Annotated in this window: 28 protein-coding genes; 27 read left to right on the forward strand and 1 reads right to left on the reverse strand. The window is 45.3% G+C overall.

Going from position 1 to position 22,901, the window contains the following annotated elements:
* Positions 1-2: 2 nt before the first annotated feature.
* The 8 genes from hisF (at position 3) to K4H96_RS04300 (ending at position 4,804) form a co-directional block, all read left to right on the forward strand.
* Positions 3-761 (forward strand): imidazole glycerol phosphate synthase subunit HisF, encoded by a 759-nt coding sequence (gene hisF / locus K4H96_RS04265; RefSeq protein WP_223337026.1) that lies wholly within the window; start codon positions 3-5, stop codon positions 759-761.
* Complete coding sequence (gene hisI / locus K4H96_RS04270) at positions 761-1,105, forward strand: phosphoribosyl-AMP cyclohydrolase (protein WP_223337025.1); 345 nt, start codon at positions 761-763, stop codon at positions 1,103-1,105. Before hisF ends, hisI begins: the two co-directional genes overlap by 1 nt.
* Before the next feature lie 131 nt (positions 1,106-1,236).
* The gene (gene hisE / locus K4H96_RS04275) at positions 1,237-1,551 is read left to right on the forward strand and encodes a phosphoribosyl-ATP diphosphatase (RefSeq protein WP_002924252.1); all 315 of its coding nucleotides are present in this window, start codon (positions 1,237-1,239) and stop codon (positions 1,549-1,551) included.
* A 33-nt stretch (positions 1,552-1,584) separates the two neighbouring features.
* Positions 1,585-2,334 (forward strand): PHP domain-containing protein, encoded by a 750-nt coding sequence (locus K4H96_RS04280; protein WP_223337024.1) that lies wholly within the window; start codon positions 1,585-1,587, stop codon positions 2,332-2,334.
* Between the two features lie 11 nt (positions 2,335-2,345).
* Positions 2,346-2,816, forward strand: a complete 471-nt coding sequence (locus K4H96_RS04285) for a GNAT family N-acetyltransferase (RefSeq protein WP_223337023.1) — start codon at positions 2,346-2,348, stop codon at positions 2,814-2,816.
* Between the two features lie 16 nt (positions 2,817-2,832).
* The gene (locus tag K4H96_RS04290; protein WP_223337022.1) at positions 2,833-3,759 is read left to right on the forward strand and encodes a helix-turn-helix transcriptional regulator; all 927 of its coding nucleotides are present in this window, start codon (positions 2,833-2,835) and stop codon (positions 3,757-3,759) included.
* Positions 3,760-3,842: 83 nt separating this feature from the next.
* Complete coding sequence (locus K4H96_RS04295) at positions 3,843-4,208, forward strand: hypothetical protein (RefSeq protein ID WP_223337021.1); 366 nt, start codon at positions 3,843-3,845, stop codon at positions 4,206-4,208.
* A 197-nt stretch (positions 4,209-4,405) separates the two neighbouring features.
* Positions 4,406-4,804, forward strand: a complete 399-nt coding sequence (locus tag K4H96_RS04300; protein ID WP_223337020.1) for a hypothetical protein — start codon at positions 4,406-4,408, stop codon at positions 4,802-4,804.
* Between the two features lie 86 nt (positions 4,805-4,890).
* Here the strand turns inward: K4H96_RS04300 and K4H96_RS04305 are convergent, their stop codons facing one another.
* Positions 4,891-5,061, reverse strand: a complete 171-nt coding sequence (locus K4H96_RS04305) for a DUF3042 family protein (RefSeq protein ID WP_002895160.1) — start codon at positions 5,059-5,061, stop codon at positions 4,891-4,893.
* A gap of 82 nt (positions 5,062-5,143) precedes the next feature.
* On the opposite strand from K4H96_RS04305, the gene miaA reads away from it, so the two are divergent.
* From miaA to rfbA, 19 genes are all read left to right on the forward strand, one after another.
* Entirely contained in the window at positions 5,144-6,028 is an 885-nt protein-coding gene (miaA, locus tag K4H96_RS04310; protein ID WP_125351073.1) for a tRNA (adenosine(37)-N6)-dimethylallyltransferase MiaA, read from the forward strand.
* Between the two features lie 31 nt (positions 6,029-6,059).
* A complete protein-coding gene (gene hflX, locus K4H96_RS04315; RefSeq protein ID WP_125351072.1) occupies positions 6,060-7,298 on the forward strand; it encodes a GTPase HflX in 1,239 nt (412 codons plus the stop codon).
* Entirely contained in the window at positions 7,291-7,914 is a 624-nt protein-coding gene (locus K4H96_RS04320; RefSeq protein ID WP_002903088.1) for a hypothetical protein, read from the forward strand. The genes hflX and K4H96_RS04320 overlap by 8 nt, the downstream gene beginning before the upstream one ends.
* A gap of 10 nt (positions 7,915-7,924) precedes the next feature.
* On the forward strand, positions 7,925-8,854 hold the full coding sequence (gene rnz, locus K4H96_RS04325) for a ribonuclease Z (protein ID WP_061589109.1): 930 nt from the start codon (positions 7,925-7,927) through the stop codon (positions 8,852-8,854).
* Entirely contained in the window at positions 8,851-9,606 is a 756-nt protein-coding gene (locus K4H96_RS04330) for an SDR family NAD(P)-dependent oxidoreductase (RefSeq protein ID WP_125351071.1), read from the forward strand. Before rnz ends, K4H96_RS04330 begins: the two co-directional genes overlap by 4 nt.
* A 6-nt stretch (positions 9,607-9,612) precedes the next feature.
* Positions 9,613-10,323 carry a class I SAM-dependent methyltransferase gene (locus K4H96_RS04335; protein ID WP_223337019.1) on the forward strand — a complete coding sequence of 237 codons (711 nt, stop codon included), beginning with the start codon at positions 9,613-9,615 and terminating at the stop codon, positions 10,321-10,323.
* A gap of 147 nt (positions 10,324-10,470) precedes the next feature.
* On the forward strand, positions 10,471-11,280 hold the full coding sequence (locus K4H96_RS04340; RefSeq protein WP_260468526.1) for an acyltransferase family protein: 810 nt from the start codon (positions 10,471-10,473) through the stop codon (positions 11,278-11,280).
* A 235-nt stretch (positions 11,281-11,515) separates the two neighbouring features.
* The gene (locus K4H96_RS04345; protein ID WP_002895177.1) at positions 11,516-12,106 is read left to right on the forward strand and encodes an HD domain-containing protein; all 591 of its coding nucleotides are present in this window, start codon (positions 11,516-11,518) and stop codon (positions 12,104-12,106) included.
* A 105-nt stretch (positions 12,107-12,211) separates the two neighbouring features.
* On the forward strand, positions 12,212-14,434 hold the full coding sequence (gene recJ / locus K4H96_RS04350) for a single-stranded-DNA-specific exonuclease RecJ (protein ID WP_125351069.1): 2,223 nt from the start codon (positions 12,212-12,214) through the stop codon (positions 14,432-14,434).
* A 274-nt stretch (positions 14,435-14,708) separates the two neighbouring features.
* Complete coding sequence (locus K4H96_RS04355; protein ID WP_002895180.1) at positions 14,709-15,221, forward strand: adenine phosphoribosyltransferase; 513 nt, start codon at positions 14,709-14,711, stop codon at positions 15,219-15,221.
* A gap of 147 nt (positions 15,222-15,368) precedes the next feature.
* Positions 15,369-16,310, forward strand: coding sequence for a homoserine O-acetyltransferase MetA (metA, locus tag K4H96_RS04360; protein ID WP_002895181.1), 942 nt, complete (start codon positions 15,369-15,371; stop codon positions 16,308-16,310).
* A gap of 8 nt (positions 16,311-16,318) precedes the next feature.
* Entirely contained in the window at positions 16,319-16,999 is a 681-nt protein-coding gene (locus K4H96_RS04365; protein WP_002909462.1) for a DnaD domain-containing protein, read from the forward strand.
* A 67-nt stretch (positions 17,000-17,066) separates the two neighbouring features.
* Complete coding sequence (yghU, locus tag K4H96_RS04370; protein WP_223337018.1) at positions 17,067-17,855, forward strand: glutathione-dependent disulfide-bond oxidoreductase; 789 nt, start codon at positions 17,067-17,069, stop codon at positions 17,853-17,855.
* Positions 17,856-17,996: 141 nt separating this feature from the next.
* On the forward strand, positions 17,997-18,686 hold the full coding sequence (locus tag K4H96_RS04375) for a tRNA (adenine(22)-N(1))-methyltransferase (protein ID WP_223337017.1): 690 nt from the start codon (positions 17,997-17,999) through the stop codon (positions 18,684-18,686).
* On the forward strand, positions 18,673-19,470 hold the full coding sequence (locus K4H96_RS04380) for a Nif3-like dinuclear metal center hexameric protein (protein WP_223337016.1): 798 nt from the start codon (positions 18,673-18,675) through the stop codon (positions 19,468-19,470). Before K4H96_RS04375 ends, K4H96_RS04380 begins: the two co-directional genes overlap by 14 nt.
* A gap of 11 nt (positions 19,471-19,481) precedes the next feature.
* Positions 19,482-20,576 carry an NAD(P)/FAD-dependent oxidoreductase gene (locus tag K4H96_RS04385; protein ID WP_223337015.1) on the forward strand — a complete coding sequence of 365 codons (1,095 nt, stop codon included), beginning with the start codon at positions 19,482-19,484 and terminating at the stop codon, positions 20,574-20,576.
* Position 20,577: 1 nt separating this feature from the next.
* Positions 20,578-21,048, forward strand: coding sequence for an 8-oxo-dGTP diphosphatase (locus K4H96_RS04390; RefSeq protein WP_223337014.1), 471 nt, complete (start codon positions 20,578-20,580; stop codon positions 21,046-21,048).
* A 22-nt stretch (positions 21,049-21,070) separates the two neighbouring features.
* Entirely contained in the window at positions 21,071-21,895 is an 825-nt protein-coding gene (gene tmpA / locus K4H96_RS04395) for a ZIP family manganese transporter TmpA (RefSeq protein WP_223337013.1), read from the forward strand.
* Positions 21,896-22,029: 134 nt separating this feature from the next.
* Positions 22,030-22,899: a glucose-1-phosphate thymidylyltransferase RfbA gene (gene rfbA, locus K4H96_RS04400; RefSeq protein ID WP_002897349.1), complete on the forward strand. Its 870-nt coding sequence runs from the start codon at positions 22,030-22,032 to the stop codon at positions 22,897-22,899.
* Positions 22,900-22,901 lie beyond the last annotated feature (2 nt).

Here is a 22,901-nt window from a genome sequence, read left to right on the forward strand (position 1 = left end):
CCATGCTGAAAAAACGAATCATTCCCTGTCTGGATGTCAAGGACGGCCGGGTGGTCAAGGGCATCAACTTTGTCAATCTGACTGATGTAGGAGATCCAGTCGATGCAGCCAAGGCCTACTATGAAGCTGGCTGCGATGAGTTGGTCTTTCTGGACATTACCGCTACTCATGAGGAGCGGGATACGACGGTCGAGATGGTCCGGCGCGTGGCGGAGCAGGTTTTCATTCCCTTTACCGTCGGGGGCGGCATTCGCACGGTTGAGGACATGAAGCGGATGCTGCAGGCTGGTGCGGATAAGGTTGCAGTTAATTCCTCAGCACTGGCAAATCCTCAGCTTTTGGCTGACTGCGCTGAGAAATTCGGCAGCCAATGTGTGGTGCTGGCCGTGGATGCTAAGAAAGAAGCGGATGGCAGCTGGCATGTCTATCTGGCTGGTGGCCGTAAGGACAGTGGTCGCGACCTGTTAGACTGGGTTCAAGAAGCTGTCAGTCTTGGAGCGGGGGAAATTCTTTTGACCAGTATGGACAAGGACGGGACCAAGTCTGGTTTTGACTTGCCAATGTTGGAAGTCGTCTCCCAAGTGGTTTCCGTTCCTATCATCGCCTCTGGTGGTGCTGGCAGTAGCCAGCATATCCTAGAAGTTTTTGAAAAGACTGCAGCGACAGGTGCTTTGGCAGCTTCAATTTTCCATTATGGTCAGGTCTCCATCTCAGAGACCAAAAAAGCCATGCAGGAAGCTGGATTGGAGGTGCGCATCTGATGACAGAAGTGAAGTTAGATTTTCAAAAGCAAGGCGGTCTTATACCTGCCATTATCCTAGACCACACCAGCAAAGAAGTCCTCATGCTGGCCTATCTCAATGAAGAAGCCTACCATCTGACTCGCACCAGCGGTCAGATGTGGTACTGGAGTCGGTCACGTCAGGAGCTTTGGCATAAGGGAGCCACCAGCGGCCACTACCAGACCGTCAAAAAAATCACAGCTGATTGCGACTTAGATACTCTGCTGATCGAGGTAGACCAACTGGGAGCAGCCTGCCACACCGGCGCTAAATCCTGCTTTTTCCATAAAATCTGGGATGAACAAGCCAGCAAAACTGACTAAAAGCTCCCTTGCTTTACTTTAGTACTTGGTTAATGCAAATATAAAACTAAGAAGTCAGTATCAAGAAACCGGCCTGCCATTGGAAAGAATTGCTTTTTATAGTAAAATAAGGACAGTAACAAGGAGATACTATGCTAGAAACCCTCTATCAAGAAGCCCTCAAACGCAAAAAAGAGCCCAAGGAAGGCTCCTATACCAGCTATCTCTATGACAAGGGGCTGGACAAGATTCTCAAAAAAGTCGGTGAAGAAGCGACTGAAGTAGTCATTGCGGCCAAAAACGCTGATAAGAACGAGATGGCCAATGAGACAGCTGATCTGCTCTACCATCTGGCGGTCGCTCTCGTCGAGACCGGCGTCAGTCTGGAAGAGGTAGAGGCCGTCCTCCAGGCCCGTCAGGGCAAGCAGAGCCGGATTCATGATCGACCTGAAATCGACCAATACTAAACGGATATAAGATTTGCAGAAAGGCGGCCCAGCATGCGCGACAACCATCTTCATACCTATTTTTCCTATGATTCTGAGGCGGATTTCTGTGACTATCTGGACCATTATGAGGGCGAGATTGTCACTACTGAGCACTATGATTTGTCCAATCCCTACCCCTACGAAGCTGTCTCGCCCCATGATGATGTACCTGACTATGCGGCCTATTCAGCAAAAATAGCAGAGCTGAACCAGCAGTATGGCAACCGCATCAAAAAGGGAATTGAAATTGGCTATTACGCTCCGCGTAAGGATGATATCCTAGCTTTCCTAGCAGACAAGGATTATGACCTCAAGCTCCTGTCTGTCCACCACAATGGCAGTTTTGACTATCTGGAAGATCCGGTCCTGCAGCTGGATAAGATGGAGCTGATTCCCCGATACCTGAGAGAGTTAGAAGAGGCTATCGAGGCTGTGCCAGCAGATGTACTAGCTCACTTTGACTACGGTTTCCGCAAATTTGAGCTTACCGTAGAGGAGTTAAAAACTTTTGAACCAGAGCTGCGACAGCTTTTCCAGAAGATGATTGACCATGGTTTGGCCTTTGAGCTTAACTGCAAGTCCATGTATCTATATGGTCACGAGGAACTCTATATCTATGCTCTCTCTCTAGTCAAGGAGCTGGGCGGCCAGCGCTTTTCAGTGGGATCAGACGGCCACAAGCTGGAGCATTTTAGATTGCAATTTGACCGAGTTGCCAAAATCTTAGCTGAGGCTGGTGTAGGCGAGGAGCAGTTGATCTAGAAGGAGAAATCATGGCCGAGATTAGGCCCTTAAAATCAGAGGAAATCCCGCTCTTAGAGGAATTTCTTTACCAAGCTATTTTTATTCCCCAAGGTCTAGCGCCGCTTTCTAGAAGCATCCTGAAAGAGCCAGATTTAGAGATGTATATCAAGGACTTTGGTCAGCAGTCAGATGATTGGGCTTTAGCAGCAGAAGTGGACGACCGGTTGGTCGGAGCCGTTTGGATTCGCATCATGAAAGATTACGGCTATTTTGACGACCAGACACCCTCTCTATCCATTTCATTCCTGCCTGACTTCAGAGGGCAAGGACTAGGCCAGCAGTTGATGACGGCCATGCTGGACTTGCTCAAAGCCAAAGGCTACCCAAGTGTCTCCCTCTCCGTTTCAAAAGACAATCCCGCCCTTCGCTTTTATCAAAGACTGGGCTTTGTTACGGTTGAAGAGAGGGAAGATGATTATTTGATGCTGTGCCGATTGTAATAAGAAAAGAAAACTCATGAAACTAGAACGATTAATCTATATTCTACTAGCCCTTTTGAATAAAAGGCAGATAACAGCTAAAGAAATTGCTGAACGTTTTGAAATATCTACCCGCACAGTATATCGAGATATGGATACGCTCAGCTTAGCTGGAATCCCTATCTACTCTGAACGTGGGGATAAGGGTGGTTTTTATATACCAGATGACTACAAGATGGACAGCAGCTTTTTCACAGAAGAAGAAAAGCAGTTTATCATCAATATGAGCCAAAATGTTGGCAAAATTGTTGGACATCCTAGTTTTGACAGCATTGAGCATAAGCTTACTTCTCAAGAGGCGACCGATAAGGTCAATCCATTTTACTTTGATCTTACTTCCTGGTCTCTCAATACAAATTATTTACTTGAAATTGAGCAGGCTATACAAACTGGGAAGAAAGTTTCCTTTTCTTATTTTTCTAAAAAACAAGAACGAAGCCAGCGAACGATTCTTCCTTACCGTCTGATTTTTAAACTAAATGCTTGGTATGTTATCGGCTACTGTTTAGAAAAGTTAGATTTTCGTTTTTTCAAACTCAGTAGGATTCGTGATTTGCATCCAGTAGAAGAGGGTATCGAAGCTGGAGATTACCCTCTTTTATCTCAAGAAAAGCTAGATCTTTTTCTAAATCCATCCAAAGATAAAGTTGAGGGCAATAAAGAAGAAGTAGAGCTGATTTTCACAGAGTCTGCGCTCCCAAAGATTTATGACCATTTCACAGAAGAAGAAATCACTGTTGAGCAAACCAGGATAAAGGTCCATGCTTTCAGAGCATTGACACCGGCCTTTTTCGAATTGATTTTAAGTTTTGCTCATCAAGTAAAAGTCATATCACCAAAAGAACTGCAGGATAAACTAATTGATACTCTTCAAAAAAATCTTCAGCAATATGACAGACTGTAGTCATATTGCTTTTTGTATACTCTTAAGTGGGCTCAAGCTTTCATTAGTTTGAAAACTGCCTAAATTATTTTTGGAGGTTCCAAATGGATACAAGAACATTAGCAGAAAGCTATTTTACTGCAGTCAATAAAGGTGGATGGGAAGATTTCGTAGCAGAAAACTTTAATTATGGAATGTGCGACAGTCAGGAGATCAGGCAAGGGCGTGATGTTTATCTGCAAGGTGCAGGTCAATTCTATGCTTTAAGCCAGCATCTTGAAGTGAAGAAGTTATTGGTAGGGGGACGAGAAGCAGCAGCTTTAAATCGCTATCGCCTGCAGTCACCACACGGAAAAGAACTAGAATTGGATGTCGCAGAATTTTTAAAATTTGACGAATCAGACAAATTAATTGCATCTACTATTTACTTTGATACTCATCGTTTCCAAGAGTTTATGCAAGGGAGATAAGCATGTAGAAAAGTCACCGAATGGTGGCTTTTTTCAGTAACCAATGACTTCTACAAATGCTTTATCGTATTATTTGTAAGTTTTCTTGCCAAGTGGTAAAATAAAGCCGAAATAAAATATGTTCTCCTAGAGCAATCTAATCGATTAGGAACAATTAATTTGACTGTTCTTCGTAGTCATATAAAGGAGTTGATTTTATGACTAATACTAGGCGAGCAGTGCTAGCACTGAGTTTGGGTGTTTTGTTATTGCTAGCAGTGGGCATTCTACTGCAGGTTCATTTTTGGAGAATGATCATTTTGCTAGGTCTATTCTTTTTTGCGGAAGTATTTATCATCTGGTACTCAGGAAGTAAGTCTAAGTCGCAGATCAATGGCAGGCAAAGCCTTGACCTCTTCTGGCTTTATATCAAAGGCTTGAAAATCTTTTATGTCACAATTGTGTGTCTTGCGATTTCTTTCATTTCCTTGTCTTCCAATCCTGCTTTCGATTTGTTTTTTGTGCTTGAGTTGTTAATATTCTTGCTCTTAAGCAATTATATCTTTAGCTCTCAGGGCATTCAACCGCCCAAGAAAGAGAGGGCTCTTAGAGTATAATAGCTTTGTTTGCAGCAGTCAATTTGATTGCTGTTTTTTCAAAAAAAGCCTGGATTTTTCCAGGCTTTTTTTTGAAATGTGCAGGCTTAGTGTGCTACACGTTTGCGAGCTGCTTTTTTACGGTTTTCTTCGATGAAAGCCGCTTTTTGTTCTTCAGGTTCGATGACTTTTTTCTTGACTGCATATACTGCGCCTGCCACAGCAGCAACAGTAGCTGCAACTCCTGTAAGAACGCCTTTTCCAAATCCTTTAGCCATGTGATTTCTCCTTTTCTGAACTTTTATTATTTATGTTATAATTAATAGTAACGAAAAATCAAAATTTTTTCAAGGAAAAAAGATGAAAACCAAGATAATTGTGATAGTGGGGCCTACGGCGGTTGGAAAAACGGCTCTGAGTATCGAGGTAGCCAAGCGCTTCAATGGCCAAATCATCAGCGGTGACAGCCAGCAGGTCTATCGTGGCTTGGATATTGGTACAGCTAAGATTCGTCCTGAAGAGCAGGAGGGTGTTCTCCATCATCTGCTGGATGTGAGGGAGGTTGGAGAAAGCTACTCGGCCTATGATTTTGTGACTGAGGCGGCTCAGGCTATTCGTGAGATTGCGGCTCAAGGTCAGCTTCCCATCATTTGCGGTGGCACAGGGCTCTATATCCAGAGCTTACTCGAGGGCTACCATCTGGGTGGTTCCGTCCCTCACGAGGAGATTCTGGCCTATCGGGCGCAGCTGGATAGTTGGTCAGATGAAGCTTTGTTTGGGAAAATAGCAGAGCTGGGTATCGGGATTCCTCAGATAAATCGACGCAGGGCTATGAGGGCGCTGGAGATTTCCCATCTGGGAGGTTCGCTAGAAAACAGCCAGCCAGATTATGAAGCTTTGCTGATTTGCCTTGATGATGAGAGAGAAAAACTTTATGAGCGAATCAATCAGCGAGTAGCTCTGATGATAGAAACCGGACTTTTAGAAGAAGCCCGTTGGCTGTTTGAGAATGCTCCAACCTGCCAAGCCAGCAAAGGCATCGGCTACAAGGAACTTTTCCCTTACTTTGAAGGTCAGATGAGCCTAGATGAGGCCGTGGATAAGCTCAAGCAGAACACCCGTCGTTTTGCCAAGCGCCAGCTGACTTGGTTTCGCAACCGCATGTCTGTAACCTTTTATCAGGTGGGAAATCCAGACTATAAAAATCAGGTCATGGAAGACATCAGGAAATTTTTGGACAAGTAGCTGGCTGACCAAGTCTTAGTAAGGATATGAGATGATAGAAACAGAGAAAAAAACAGAGCGTGTCTTTCTGGTAGGTGTGGAGCTGGCAGATACGGAGAATTTTGATCTATCCATGGAGGAGCTGCAAAGTCTAGCTAAGACGGCAGGGGCTGAGGTAGTTGGCTCCTATAGCCAGAAGCGGGAAAAGTATGACAGCAAGACCTTTGTCGGATCTGGCAAGTTAGAAGAAATCCGACAGATGGTTGATGCCGAAGAAATTTCGACTGTCATTGTCAATAATCGCCTGACACCCCGCCAAAATGTCAATCTAGAGGAAAGTTTGGGCGTCAAGGTCATTGACCGGATGCAGCTGATTTTGGATATTTTTGCTATGAGAGCTAGGAGTCACGAGGGCAAGTTGCAGGTGCATCTGGCCCAGCTCAAGTACCTCCTGCCACGTTTGGTTGGACAGGGCATCATGCTCAGCCGTCAGGCAGGTGGCATTGGCTCTCGTGGTCCTGGTGAAAGTCAGCTGGAGCTGAATCGACGCAGTGTTCGCAATCAGATTCATGATATTGAGCGCCAGCTCAAGGCTGTGGAGAAAAACCGGGCAACCGTTCGTGAAAAGCGGCTGGAATCCAGTATTTTCAAAATCGGCCTCATCGGCTATACCAATGCTGGAAAGTCTACGATCATGAACTGCTTGACCAGTAAGAGCCAGTATGAGGCAGACGAACTCTTTGCGACGCTAGACGCTACGACCAAGAACATCAACCTCAGTGGCCAACTCAATGTCACTCTGACAGACACAGTTGGCTTCATTCAGGATTTGCCGACAGAGCTGGTATCCAGCTTTAAATCCACACTGGAAGAGAGCAAAAATGTTGATTTGCTGGTTCATGTCATTGACGCCAGCGACCCTCATCATGAGGAGCATGAAAAGACCGTCCTTGACATCATGAATGAGCTGGACATGCTGGATATTCCCCGGCTGACTCTCTATAACAAAGCGGATAAGGCGGAGGATTTCACCCCGACCTTGACTCCTTATTCTTTGATTTCGGCTAAGGCGGACAATAGCAGAGCTATTTTGCAGCAAGTCCTGCTGGAGCGGATGAAAGAGCTCTTTTTGCCTTTTACCATCAAGGTAGCACCGGCTAAAGCTTACAAGATTCATGATTTAGAGAAAGTTGCAATTATCGGAAATCGAGAATACATAGACGATGTCGAAGTCATTTCAGGCTGGATTGCCGAGAAAAACAAATGGAAACTGGAAGAATTTTATGACTGATTATATTGACCTGGCCCTCAAATACGGCGGTTTTACAAGCCTAGACAGGGTCTACTTAGAGCAAGTGTTGGCTGGCCTGACAGAGGAGCAGAAGCGTAGCTTTATCACTCCGCCCCCCAGTGTTATCAATGCTTACTTTGCTGAGCTTTATCAAAAGAAAAGTCCGGAAGCCGCGACAGCCTATTTTTTAGAGATTAGCCAGGCGCTGGACTTGTGGAATGCGGAGCCTAGCTTTGTAGAAAGCAAGCCTTTTGTACGGCTTAATCTTTCTGGCAAGTCCTATGGATTTTGCTATGAGAGCGAGGAAGTCGGCTTGGTCTTTCCTGAAAAGCCAGAGCCAGTAACAGCCGATTTACTCTTTGAAATCGCCCAAGTCTTTCCACAGTACTTGGTCTACGAAGAAGCTGGGAGAATAAAAATGGTGCCTCTCAATGCTGAGTCTCAAGTCGTGGACAGTCAGGCGCTTACTGCTTTGACCGATTGGCAGCAGCTAGCAGATGGCAGTCAGAGAGTTCTGGGCTACAATCAAGATGAAGTTAGTCAGTTAGCCCAGTCCTATGCTGGCAAAAAATACTATCACTCGCAGAATCGCTCTGCCATGATTTATATCATTTAGAAAGAACAATATGCAATTACAATTTTTAGGAACCGGAGCCGGTCAGCCATCCAAGGCTCGCAATGTGTCCAGCCTTGTCCTCAAGCTGTTGGAGGAAATCAATGAGGTCTGGATGTTTGACTGCGGTGAAGGTACCCAGCACCAGATTTTGGAGACGACGATTAAACCGCGCAAAATCAGCAAGATTTTCATCACGCATCTGCATGGCGACCATATTTTTGGCTTGCCGGGCTTTCTATCCAGTCGTTCTTTTCAGGCTAATGAAGAACAGACAGACCTAGCAATTTATGGTCCCAAAGGCATTAAAAACTTTGTCCTGTCTAGCCTGCGCGTGTCTGGTTCTCGTCTGCCTTATCGGATTGATTTTCATGAGTTTGATGAAAATAGTCTGGGCAAGATTCTTGAAACGGACAAGTTCACAGTTTATGCGGATAAGCTGGATCACACGATTTTTTGTGTGGGATATCGGGTGATGCAGAAAGATTTGGAAGGAACGCTGGATGCAGATAAGCTACGAGCTGTGGGTGTTCCCTTTGGCCCCCTCTTTGGCAAGGTCAAGAACGGTCAGGATATCGTCCTAGAGGATGGGACCAAAATCATTGCAGCCGACTATATCTCAGCCCCTCGTCCGGGCAAGACCATTGCTATTCTGGGTGATACTCGGAAGACTGCTGCCAGCGTTCGCTTAGCAGTGGCAGCAGATGTACTGGTCCATGAAGCAACTTATGGCAAGGGAGACGAAAAATTGGCCCGTAACCACGGTCATTCTACCAATATGCAAGCCGCAGAAGTAGCCAAGGAAGCTGGTGCTAAGCGCCTCCTTCTCAATCATATCAGTGCTCGCTTTCTAGCCAAGGACATCAGCCAAATGCGTCGCGATGCCAGTGCTGTCTTTGAAAAGGTCCATGTGGTCAAGGACTTGGAAGAGGTGGAGATATGAGAACCATCATCATCACAGGGGCTAGCGGTGGACTGGCTCAGGAAATGGTTAAGCTCTTGCACCATGACCGACTGATTTTGGTCGGACGGAGCAAGGCTAAGCTGGAAAAACTATATGGAGAAAGGGAAAATCTTGACCTAGTGGAGCTGGATATCACTGACAGCTCAGCTTTGGAAAGATTTGCTGGGCGGATTGACAGTCAGTATGGCCACGTAGATGTCCTGGTCAATAACGCTGGCTATGGGATTTTTGAGGAATTTGACAAAATCAGCTCCAGTGATATCGAGGCCATGTTTGAGGTCAATACCTTTGCCCTGATGAACCTGTCCCGGATCTTTGGAGCTCGCATGAAGCAGGCAGGTCAAGGACATATCGTCAATATCGTTAGTATGGCCGGCCTCATTGCTAGTAGCAAGTCTAGTCTTTACTCAGCGACTAAGTTTGCGGCTATTGGTTTTTCCAACGCCCTGCGTTTGGAACTCCTGCCTTTTGGGGTCTATGTCACGACGGTGAACCCAGGTCCTATTAAAACTTCCTTTTTCGATCAAGCGGATCCTGATGGTTCCTATGTAAAAGCAGTCGACAAGTATATCCTTGAGCCTGACTTTGTAGCGAGCAAAATTGTCAGCTCCTTTGGCAAAAAGAAGCGGGAAATGAATCTACCTGGGATTCTCAATCTAGCGCACAAGCTTTATACCCTTTTTCCAAGAATTGCCGACAAGATGGCAGCCAATATGTTTAACTATAAGTGAGGTTTTATGACAGCTAATCTACAAGCCTACAAAGCTCATCTGCAGGCGCCTTGGGGCAAGCTTCAGTATGATATTGTTTTTGCCTTTCTAGAGTCACTGAAGGACAAGAAAATCCTGGATTTCGGCAGTGGTTTTGGAATTGTGGCTGATTTTCTAGCGGAAAAGAACCAAGTGACCGCCATCGAGCCGAGTTCAGAATTGATTTCCGAGCGCAAGCAGAACTTTTCCTATGAGCAATTGCATGGCAGCTTGGATCTTCTGCAAAAATTACCTGACCAGTCTTTTGATGTCATCGTATGTCATAATGTCTTAGAGTATGTATCTGACCCTGCTCTTTATTTAGCAGAATTTTCCAGACTATTAAAAAAGGGCGGCAAAATTTCTCTGGTTAAGCATCACGAGGTTGGGCGTATTATGCATACGGTAGTTTTTGAAAATGACCCAGAAAAGGCCCAGCAGCTTTTGGCGGGTCAGGAATATCAAACCCACAGCATGGGAGCTGCAAAGGTCTATCAGATTAAAGAAGTGATTTCAGGTCTTCCATTAGAAGTTGAGGATTATCAGGGAGTACGAATTTTTTACGGGCTGCAATCCAATTACTACAAAACTGCCCCTGACTGGGCTGAAAAGATGCTTGAGATGGAGCTGGCTGTCTGCAACCAATCTCCTTATCGAGACATCGCTGCCTTTCAGCATGTTTGGCTAGTCAAGTCCTAAATTGAATGAAAAAGCGCTCATTTACATCTTAAACAAACCTCGTAAGGAGAAAACTTGATGCAAGGGAGAGAAGTCATAGAGCCAGGGTAGCCAGTCAATTATGCCCTGCTCAGCCTTTTTCAATATATCGCTTCTGTGTTTGTGATTATGGTCCATTGCCAGAGGCTTTTTGAACATGAAGCTCTACATTTTATTCAGAAGAGTATGTTTGGCCGCATGGCGGTCCCTTTCTTTTTAATTTCTTCAGCCTATTTTTTCCGAGTACGCTGGAAGCAAGAGCCTCAAGACGTGAAACTTACTCTGTATATTAAAGGTATTTTAAAGGTCTATGGCTTTTGGAGCTTGGTCTATCTCCCCTATGCTTTGACTTATTTCCAATCTCTGCATTTCCCCCTCTATCTAGCTCCTCTGGCTATTCTAGCAGCGCTCCTCTACATCGGAATGAGTTACCAGCTCTGGTATATCCCCGCCTTTCTCTTAGGCTTGCTGCTGGTCCATTTTTTGTATAGGAAGTTGGGTCCCAAGAAAACATTTGCCCTTTTGTTAATTCTCTACGCCTTAGGTGCTATTGAGACTTATCACGCCTATCTGTCGCCTAGTCTGCTGACAGACTGGTATGATGCTTATGCCAAGCTCTTTTTCACCAGCAGGAATGGCCTCTTCTATACGCCCATTTTTATCTATTTAGGCTACTTTCTAGCTGATTACGGGCAGATAGCCTTATTTCAGAAAAAACGCTGGCTGTCTCTTCTGTTGGCAAGTCTTTTCCTAGCAGGCGAAGGAATACTGGTTTACATCAGGCAGGGACTGGATAAAAACTTTTTCTTTGCTCTCATTCCCTTTACGCTCTTCTTATTCAATTGGCTGTTAAAAACTCAGTGGAAGCGTAAAAAAAAACTGGCGACATTTAAAAGATTTAAGTATCCTTTATTTCTTTCTCCATCCTATCTTTATTGAGTTATCTTTCTTTCTGCTCAAATCCCAGCAGCTGACCAAGTGGGAAAATGGCCGTTGGACCTTCCTTCTGACGATTATCCTAACCCATCTGACGTCAGAGTTGGTGATTCGATGGCGAGGGAAAAAACAGAAAAGAAGTGAAAGTTTAGTTTTTGAAGAAAATCATATAGAACGTTAAGAGCAACTATCAATTTTGAATAGAATTAGCTATAAAAACATTTCAAAGGAGTTCCACATGCTTAAACGTCTACAACAGCAACTGGCTTTTACCAATGAGCTGGAAAAGCTGAAAGCCACTCATCGCAACAATCGAACCTTGGACGCCTATCGTTTTGAGAATTCTGCTGAGCATAGTTGGCAGGGGGCGCTTATGGCGCTAGTCTTTCGAGAATATATCCCCGAAGAAGTCAATCTGGAAAAGGTCATGTCTATGTTACTGATTCATGATTTGGGCGAAATATATGCTGGCGATACCTTTATCTTTGACGATGTGGGCAAGAGCGATTCTTACGATAGAGAGTTTGAGTCCTTGAAAATCAGTTTAGACAAGCTGCCGTCGGATCAGCAGGAATCCTTTTTAGGGCTTTGGCAGGAGTTTGAAACCGGTATTAGCATGGAGGCTAAATATGCCCGAGTGCTGGATGCTCTGGTTCCCCTGCTCAATCACTTGGAAGTCGCTCAGCCCCATGACAACCCTCATGGCCTGACCAAGTCGCAGGTCATCGCAAAGAAATCCTTTATCCAAGAAACCTCTGAAAATCTTTGGGAATTGGCTCAGGAAGTTATTGACCAAAGTGTTGCCAAGGGGCTTTACCTAGATGAGTGATCCTGAGAGTTTTGCTCGTAGATAGAAAGTTTGAGACTGGTTGAACCAGTCTTTTCGTGTTATAATATTCAGACAAGATTGAACGGAGAAAGTGTTTCACTTATCATGATTAGCTCAAAATACGACTGGCAGTTTGCCACAAATTTTACAGACGAAAAATTTTTAAAAAAGGCCAAGAAAGCCGGATTGGAACCCGCCGCTGCCAGTCTCCTTTACCAAAGAGGTGTGCAGACTGAAGAGGCTTTACAGGAATTTTTGGAGCCTAGTTTAGACCAGCTTCACGACCCTTATGATCTGCATGATATGGAGCGGGCAGTGAATCGCATTCGCTCAGCAATTGAGAATTATGAACAGATTTTAATCTATGGTGATTATGATGCTGATGGTATGACCTCGGCATCTATTGTCAAGGAAACCTTGGAGCAGCTGGGGGCTGAGTGTCAAGTTTATCTGCCTAATCGCTTTACGGACGGTTATGGTCCTAATAGCAGTGTTTACAAGTATTTTATTGAAAATCAAGGCATCTCGCTCATTATTACAGTGGATAATGGAGTAGCGGGCCTCGAAGCTATCGATCTGGCCCAATCTCTGGGCGTGGATGTCATCGTGACGGATCACCACTCCATGCCTGAGGAGTTGCCAAATGCCTATGCGATTGTTCATCCGGAACATAGAGGAGCGGATTACCCTTTCAAGCATCTAGCTGGTTGTGGAGTGGCTTTTAAGTTGGCAACAGCCTTGCTGGAAGAAGTCCAAGTCGAACTTTTGGACTTAGTGGCTATCGGTACCATTGCTGATATGGTCAGTCTGACGGGAGAGAATCGGATTTTGGTCAAATACGGCCTTTCCGTCCTCAAAAATACCCAGCGGGTGGGTCTTCAGGAGCTCTTCAAAATCGCAGGCATTCAGCCAGATGAGCTAGACGAAGAAACGGTTGGCTTCCAGCTTGCTCCTCGACTCAATGCACTGGGACGGCTGGATGATCCAAATCCAGCGGTTGAGCTTTTAACAGGCTTTGATGACGAAGAAGCTCGTGATATTGCTCTCATGATTAACCAGAAAAATGACGAGCGCAAGGAAATCGTCCAGCAGATTTATGAAGAAGCACAAACCATGCTGGACCCTAAGAGACCAGTGCAGGTACTGGCTAAGGAAGGCTGGAATCCTGGAGTGCTAGGGATTGTCGCTGGGCGCTTGCTGGAAGAGTTGCACCAGCCAGTCATAGTGCTCAATATTGAGGATGGTATCGCTAAGGGCAGCGCCCGCAGTATTGAAGCGGTCAATATTTTTGAAGCCTTGGACAGTCATCGTGATCTCTTTGTAGCTTTTGGTGGCCATGCTGGAGCGGCTGGAATGACTCTTGAAGCAGACAAACTAGCAGAGCTATCTGATATCCTGACAGCCTACATCTTAGACAATGATTTAGATTTGACTGGCAAAACAGTCCTGTATTTGGACGAGGAGCTGCACCTGCCAGAACTGACCCTGGATACACTCAAAAGCTTTGAAAAACTGGCGCCTTTTGGTATGGATAATAAGAAGCCGCTTTTTTACCTCAAGGATTTTAAAGTGGACAATACTCGGACTATGGGAGCTGGCAATAGCCATCTCAAGCTAAAAATTTCTCAACAAGATGCATCTTTTGAAGTAGTAGCTTTTGGGCAAGGAAGCCTGGCGACAGAGTTTGCCCAAACCAAGAATCTGGAGCTGTCTGTCAGCCTCTCTGTTAATAAATGGAATGGACAGACTAGTCTCCAGCTCATGCTGGTAGATGCTCGTGTGGACGGCGTTCAGCTTTTCAATATCCGCAGCAAAAATGCGACGCTGCCTGACAAGGTTCCAGTCTTGCGTTTCACAGAAGAGCTGCCAGATTTGACAAATAGCAGAGCGGTTGTGGTTTATGACCTGCCTGATGATTTGCAGGACTTGAAGACGATTTTTCAGTCTCAGGATTTCGAAGCTATTTACTTTAAGAATGAGATTGCCAAGCCTTACTATCTGACTGGTTATGGTAACCGTGAGCAATTTGCCAAACTCTACAAGACTATCTATCAGTTTCCCGAGTTTGACGTTCGCTATAAGCTTAAGGATCTAGCAGATTATCTGAAAATTGACCCAATTCTCTTGGTCAAAATGATTCAAATTTTTGAAGAGCTGGGCTTTGTCAGCATCACAGAAGGAGTCATGACGGTCAATAAGGAAGCTGAAAAGAAAGAAATTGACAGCAGTCACATTTACCAAGACCTCAAGCGCCTAGTCAAAGAACAAGAACTCATGGCACTGGGAACTGTGCAGGAGATTTATGATTATTTGATGGAAGCAGACTGAAAATTGTTCAGCTAATCTCGTTAAAAAGTGAGTGTCTTGGACCTATGGCTCAGCATGTTAGGGAAAAGGAAGTTTCGCTCTTGGAACTAGTAGAAAAACGATAATAAAGAATAACCAACTTAATCCCGGCCTCAATGTGATGGTCTATGAATGGCTCAGACATGATTTTTCAGATTAAATAATAGATACCAATAAAAAGTAAGTTTTCTGTTACCATTTGGATGAAAAAGTGATATAATAGAGAGTAAAAAATTTTTTTGAAAGAAAGTATATCATGAATTTAAAAGATTACATTGCAACAATCGAAAATTATCCAAAGGAAGGCGTGACATTCCGTGATATCAGCCCATTGATGGCTGACGGAAATGCATATAGCTACGCTGTTCGTGAGATTGTTCAGTATGCGACAGACAAGAAGATTGACATGATCGTTGGACCGGAAGCTCGTGGCTTTATCGTGGGTTGTCCAGTTGCCTTTGAGTTAGGAATCGGCTTTGCTCCAGTCCGTAAGCCTGGTAAGCTTCCTCGTGAGGTTATCTCAGCTGACTATGAAAAAGAGTATGGTATGGATACCTTGACCATGCATGCGGATGCTATCAAGCCAGGTCAGCGCGTTCTGATTGTCGATGATCTTCTTGCGACTGGTGGAACAGTGAAGGCAACGATTGAGATGATTGAGCGCCTTGGCGGCGTAGTAGCTGGCTGTGCCTTCCTTATTGAGCTGGATGAGCTCAATGGTCGCGAAGCTATCGGTGAATACGACTACAAGGTTCTGATGCACTATTAATACATAGTTTCTAGCTATATCTAGTTAGAGAAAAAGTATAATTGAAAACTATATCTCCTTTCAGTATAATGAAAGTACATTGGATAAACAAAGAATAGGCTGGAAAAGTATTTCCAAGCCTTTCTAACGATTGAAGGAGATATTTTCATGCCAATTAAGATTGATAAGAAACTGCCAGCTGTTGACATTTTAAGTTCTGAGAATATTTTTGTCATGGATGACGACAGGGCGGACCATCAGGATATCCGCCCTCTGAATATTCTGGTACTCAATCTCATGCCCCAGAAAATGGTGACGGAGACTCAGATACTGCGCCATTTGGCTAATACCCCGCTGCAGTTGACTATTGACTTCCTCTACATGAGCTCTCACCAGTCTAAAACGACACGTGCAGAGCATATGGAGACTTTCTATAAGACTTTTGATGAGGTTAAGAATCGCTATTTTGATGGCTTGATTATCACTGGTGCGCCAGTAGAGCATCTGCCTTTTGAAGCGGTGGACTACTGGGAAGAGTTCCAGCAGGTGATTGAATGGTCCAAGACCCATGTCTTTTCGACTCTGCATATCTGTTGGGGAGCTCAGGCTGGACTTTACGCTCGCTACGGCGTTGACAAGCACCAGATGATGCGCAAATTATCGGGTGTTTATAGCCAGTCAGCTGATAGCAGCAATCTGCTTTTCCGTGGCTTTGACGATGAGTTTTATGCACCGCATTCCCGTCATACTGAAGTTCTGAAGGAAGATATTGTCAACCTGACCAATCTGGAAATTCTCTCATATGGTGAAGATACCGGCCTCTCCGTGCTGGCTAGCCGAGACTTGCGAGAGGTGTATAGCTTCGGTCACATGGAATACGACCGCGATACTCTATCCAAGGAGTATTTCCGCGATTTAAAGGCGGGCAAGAATCCACACATTCCAGAGAATTATTTCAAAAACGATGATGTCCATGCTACACCGGCCTTGCGTTGGAGTTCAGCCGCGGCACTCTTTTTCAGCAATTGGGTCAATTACGCTGTCTATCAGGAGACGCCTTTTGACTGGGAAAGTCCTGAAAATGATGTATCGTTTTTTGCTTATCTATAAGAGGTAACATGACTTATTTATCAGCTTTTAAATCGGGCAATCTTGTAATCCCGAGTGCCCTTCTTTTACATTTTAAGGACATCTTTGATTCCAGCGATGATTTTTTGGTCTGGCAGTTTTTCTATCTGCAAAATACGACTTCTCTGGAAGAGCTGGCGCCTAGTCAGATTGCGGAGCATATTGGCAAGACCCTGTCGGAAGTCAATCGCTCTATGTCCCATTTGACGGAGAAAGGTCTCTTACAGTATAAGACCATTGAGCTGAATGGAGAGACAGAGGTTATCTTTGATGCTTCACCGGCTTTGGAAAAGCTGGATGAACTGCTGGCAGCAAAAAGCGGTCATCAGACTGTAGCAAAGGCGCCTCAGAATGTTTTGAAAGACTTGGTGGAGACCTTCCAGCAGGAGCTGGGTCGTCTCTTGACACCCTTTGAAATTGAGGACTTGACCAAGACTGTTCAAGATGATAAAACCAATCCTGACTTGGTCAAGGCTGCCCTTCGTGAGGCTGTGTTTAATGGCAAGGCCAACTGGAAATATATTCAGGCTATCTTGCGCAATTGGCGTAAAGAAGGTATCACCACACTTGCTCAGGTAGAAGCCAAGCGGGAAGAACGTGAAGCAGCTAATCCTCAAAATGTGACAGTTTCAGATGATTTCCTCAATGCCATGAATTTGTGGAAGGACTGACTTTATTTGATTTACAGCGGCCTGTTAGATATGACAGGCCCTTGATTTTATAAAAAAGGAGAAAAGTATGACCTATCAATTGCCAAAAGTCTGGTCTGCTGCGGACAGCGACCAAGGGAAATTTTCAGGTATCAATCAGCCTACTGCTGGCGCGCGCTTTGAGCAGAAGCTTCCTGTCGGTAAAGAGACTTTTCAGCTTTATTCACTTGGGACTCCTAATGGGGTCAAGGTGACGATTATGCTAGAGGAACTACTTGCAGCAGGTGTGACAGAGGCTGCCTATGACCTCTATAAGATCAGCATCATGGACGGCGACCAATTTGGCTCAGATTTTGTGAAAATCAATCCCAACTCTAAGATTCCGGCCTTGTTGGATCAGTCAGCTGATAAGCCGATTCCTGTCTTCGAGTCAGCCAATATTCTGCTCTATCTGGCAGAGAAGTTTGGGAAGCTGATTCCGTCAGATTTGGCTGGTCGGACTGAGGTGCTCAACTGGCTCTTCTGGCAGACAGGCGCGGCGCCCTTCTTGGGTGGTGGGTTCGGTCATTTCTTTAACTATGCTCCAGAAAAGCTAGAATACCCTATCAATCGCTTTACCATGGAAGCCAAACGACAGCTGGATTTGTTGGACAAAGAATTGGCCAAGAAAGCTTATATCGCTGGAGATGACTACAGTATTGCTGATATTGCTATCTGGTCTTGGTATGGTCAGTTGGTGCAGGATAGGCTCTATCCAGGCGCAGCTGAGTTCTTGGATGCCACCTCCTATAAACATTTATCTGCTTGGGCGGAGAAGCTTGCAGCTCGTCCGGCAGTCCAGCGAGGTTTAGCTGCTGAGTATCAAGAAATCAAATAAAAAAGTGTCGGGTGGGAATATCCCATCACCAAGTGACGAGACAAAATTAGTTTATCAACAGGCTGATTTTTCTTTCGTTGCTTTTTTTATACCCTTAAAAATGATATACTGAATAGAAGAATGTTTAGAAAAGAGTGAGCAATGCAAAAAAAGACTATTTCCCAACGCTTGGAGCGAGTAGCTGCTTTTGTGCCGGATGGGGCAAAGTTGCTGGATGTTGGGAGCGATCACGCCTATCTGCCTATTTATTTGATTCAGCAAGGACGGATTGAGAAGGCTCTGGCCGGAGAAGTGGTAGAGGGGCCTTTTCAGTCTGCCCAGAAAAATGTGGCAGAGCATGGGCTGACGGAGCAGATTGAGGTTCGTCTTGCCAATGGTCTGGCGGCTTTTGAAGTAGAAGAGCAGATTGACACCATCGTTATCGCTGGCATGGGTGGTCGCTTGATTTCAGAGATTTTGGAAAATGGCAGAGCTAAGCTTGGGTCTATTTCCCGCTTGATTTTGCAGCCCAATAACCGAGAGAATGAGCTTCGCAGCTGGCTGGTATCTAACGGCTTTCGCTTGCTGGCTGAGGATATCTTAGAAGAGGCTGGAAAGTTTTATGAAATCATAATTGCTGAAGCAGGCCAGCAAACTTTGACAGAGCAAGAAAAGCGTTTCGGACCTTTTCTGCTAGAGCAGCAATCGCCTGTTTTTCAGCTAAGATGGCAGAAAGAATTGAAGAAACTTGAAGGAGCTCTGGCCCATATCCCAGAAAAAAATGAGCTAGAACGCTCTGCTATGTCCCAAAAAATCGAAAGTATCAAGGAGGTGCTCCATGCTAGCAAGTGAAATCATCGCCCGTTATGAAGCCTATTGCCCGCAAGAACTGTCCATGGAGGGCGACATTTCAGGACTGCAAATCGGGACCTTGGATAAGGAAGTGGACAAGGTTCTAGTGGCATTGGATATTCGTGAGCAGACAGTGGCGGAGGCTATTGAGGCAGGTGCTGGACTGATTATCGTTAAGCATGCGCCTATTTTTCGCCCGCTCAAGGACCTAGTGGCGGATAAGGCGCAAAATCAGATGATTTTAGACCTCATCAAGCATGATATTGCTGTCTATGTCAGTCATACCAATATCGATGTTGTGGAGGACGGTCTTAATGACTGGTTCTGTCAGCTTTTAGAGATTCAAGAGACAAGTTTTCTCAGTCAAACGAGTCCAGATCATGGTATTGGCCGTGTTGGGAAGATTGCTCCTCAGACCTTTGGGGATTTTGCGGCTAAGGTCAAGGCAACTTTTGGACTAGATAGCTTGCGTCTGGTCGCTTATGAAGAAGCAGATCTCGAACGCGTGATTGAGCGTGTGGCTATTTGTGGCGGAAGCGGTCAGTCCTTTTATCCAGAGGCTATTGCCAAGGGAGCGCAGGTCTACATTACAGGTGATATTTACTATCATACAGCTCAGGAAATGCTGACAGAGGGGCTTTTGGCGCTGGATCCTGGACATCATATTGAGGTTCTTTTTACAGAGAAATTGAAAGAAAAGCTTGATGCATGGAAGGCAGAAGAGGGATGGGAGCTTGAGATTCTGGCTAGTCAGGCTTGGACCAATCCTTTCCGACATATTTGATAGGGAGCGACATGAAAAAAGTAGCAGTAATTGGTGCTGGGATTGTCGGATCAACAGCAGCTTACTATCTGTCCCAATCCCCGGATGTGGAAGTGACTGTCTTTGATGACGGCAAGGGGCAGGCAACCAAGGCAGCCGCTGGCATTATCAGTCCTTGGTTTTCAAAGCGTCGCAACAAAGCTTGGTACAGGATGGCGCGTCTGGGCGCTGATTTTTATCAGGACTTGATTGCGGATCTGAAAGCGGCTGGTATTCAGACAGACTTTTACCAACAAACAGGTGTTTATCTGCTGAAAAAGGATGAGAGCAAGCTGCAGGAGCTTTATGATTTGGCTTCTAATCGTTGGGAAGAGTCGCCCTTAATAGGAGACTTGAGTCTTCTCAATCGTCAGGAAGTCCATGAGAAATTTCCAGACTTGCAAGGCTTTGAGAGGCTTCTCTATGCTTCCGGCGGGGCTCGTGTGGAGGGAGCACTCTTGACGGAGACGCTTCTGAAAGCTAGCAAGGCAGAGTTGGTTGAGAAAAAGGTAAGATTGACAGTAGAAGGAGAGCAACTTCTTGTGGACGGACGCAGCTTTGACTGTGTTATCTTAGCTGTGGGGGCATGGATGGGAGAAATCTTGCAGCCACTGGACTATAAGACAGATGTTCGGCCGCAAAAAGGACAGCTACGTGATTTTAAGCTGGCTGAAAAGACAGATGACTACCCTGTTGTGATGCCTGAGGGCGAGTTGGATATCATTCCTTTTCTAGCAGGTAAGGTCAGTGTCGGTGCTAGTCATGAAAATGATCAGGGCTTTGATTTGACGGTTGATAAGACGGTGCTGAATCAGTTGCAGCGAGAATCGGAAACTTACTTGCCAAGGCTGTCTAAAGCAGAGATTTTAGGTGAGCGCGTGGGAACACGAGCTTATACCAGCGACTTTGCTCCTTTCTTTGGGTCTGTTCCAGACTTGCCGCATGTCTACGCAGCCAGCGGTCTAGGCTCTTCTGGTCTGACAACTGGCCCACTCATCGGACGCCAATTGGCTCAGATGGCTTTAGGAGAAGCGGGGCTGCTGAATCCAGCTGACTATCCTATTGAGCGGTATGTGAAGAAGGTTTGATATGACAGAAACTATTTTGAATTGGGTCAATGTTTGTGTAAAAAAAGATGATGAAATTTTACTGCTTAATCGCCAGCATGATAACTTTAAAGGGTGGATACAACCAGGCGGGAAGGTGGAGTTTCCAGAATCTTTCTTCGAAGCTGCAAGGCGCGAATTAAAAGAAGAAACAGGGCTGACTGCTCTAAACATGAAATTGAAGGGAATTTCAGGCTTCACTAATCCGAGTAAAAAAGAACGGTATGTGTATTACGATTTTCTTTGTACTGCCTTTGAGGGGCAAGTTAGGGGAAACGATCATGAAGGGGAGCCCAAATGGTGGAAGATTTCGGAACTTGGCCAAATAGATATGCAGGACGACATACGTGAACGTTTGCCTCTCTACTGGCGGAAAGGCTCTTTCGAGCGGATTCATTACTGGAATGAGGAAGAACACTGTATCGGAGAAACCAAGACGATTTTGTATGATTGATTTTAGAGAATAAGGAGAAATTATGGACTGGTTACGATCGCAGCCTGTGGTTATGCAGGCATTCTTGGCTGGGCTTTTTACATGGGGATGTACCATTGTAGGCTCGGCTGTTGTATTTTTCTTTAAACAGGTCAGTCGTAAGCTGCTGGATATTATGATGGGATTTGCGGCAGGGGTCATGATTGCGGCTTCCTTTTGGTCGCTTCTGGCGCCGTCGATTGAATATGCCCAAAGTTCTTATGGCAAGCTGTCCTGGCTGCCCGCAGCGATTGGCTTTTTAGTGGGAGGTTTTTTCCTGCGGCTGATTGATGCAGTGGTGCCTCACTTGCACTTGAGCAAGGATATTTCGGAGGCAGAGAGTGTTTCTGAGCATAGCCGAAAGAAGCTGTCCAAGACAGCCCTACTCTTTTTAGCCATTACCATTCACAATTTCCCAGAAGGTTTGGCAGTTGGAGTAGCCTTTGGTGCTTTGGCCGCCAATCCTAGCCCGGAAGCCTTTGTCGGCGCGATTGGCCTAGCTTTGGGAATTGGCCTGCAGAATGTTCCAGAAGGAGCGGCTTTGTCCATTCCGATTCGGACGGACGGCAAGTCTCGGCTTAAAGCCTTTTACTGGGGCTCCATGTCTGCGATTGTAGAGCCAATCGGAGCTGTTCTGGGAGCAGTAGCTGTTATGGCCATGACGGCTATTCTGCCCTATGCCCTTTCCTTTGCAGCAGGAGCTATGATTTTCGTGGTGGTAGAGGAGTTGATACCGGATTCGCAGACCAATGGCAATACAGATGTGGCGACTTTAGGTCTCATGATGGGCTTTGTTCTCATGATGGTCTTGTATGTGGCTTTGGGCTGATACCAACTTGGAATCAAAGAGCGGAAGAAAGCGGAATTTCCGCTCTTTTTCTTTTATTTAAGGCTAGTGAAAAGGATGACATCCGCTTTCAAAAATGGTAGAATAAGGAGAATACATTAAGAGAGGAAACTCATATGAAAGGTATTATTCTTGCAGGTGGTTCTGGTACACGTTTGTATCCATTGACCCGCGCTGCGTCAAAACAGCTCATGCCGGTTTATGACAAACCCATGATTTATTATCCACTGTCAACTCTTATGCTGGCTGGTATCAAGGACATTTTGATTATCTCCACTCCGACGGATCTGCCTCGTTTTGAGGATCTGCTGGGAGATGGCTCTGAGTTTGGTATCAAGCTCTCTTATGCAGAGCAACCTAGTCCAGATGGATTGGCGCAAGCCTTTATCATTGGGGCTGATTTCATTGGAGATGACCGCGTGGCGCTGATTCTTGGGGATAATATTTACCATGGCCCAGGTTTGAGTAAAATGCTCCAAAATGCTGCGGCTAAGGAAAAAGGGGCAACAGTTTTTGGCTACCATGTTAAGGATCCAGAACGCTTTGGTGTAGTAGAATTTGATGAGAATATGAATGCTATTTCCATCGAAGAAAAACCGGAACAGCCGCGCTCTAACTATGCAGTGACAGGACTGTATTTCTATGATAACGATGTTGTAGAAATTGCCAAGAACATCAAACCAAGTCCTCGCGGAGAATTGGAAATTACAGATGTTAACAAGGCTTACTTGGATCGTGGTGATTTGTCTGTAGAGCTTATGGGACGTGGTTTTGCTTGGTTGGATACAGGAACTCACGAAAGTCTCTTAGAGGCTGCTCAATATATTGAAACTGTTCAGCGGATGCAGAACGTTCAAGTGGCAAATCTGGAAGAAATTGCCTATCGTATGGGCTATATCACTAAAGAGCAAGTGCATGAATTGGCGCAGCCATTGAAAAAGAATGAATATGGTCACTATCTCTTGCGCTTGATTGGAGAAGAATAAGA

This window comes from Streptococcus sanguinis, from assembly GCF_020729765.1.
Classification (GTDB): Bacteria; Bacillota; Bacilli; order Lactobacillales; family Streptococcaceae; genus Streptococcus; species Streptococcus sanguinis_Q.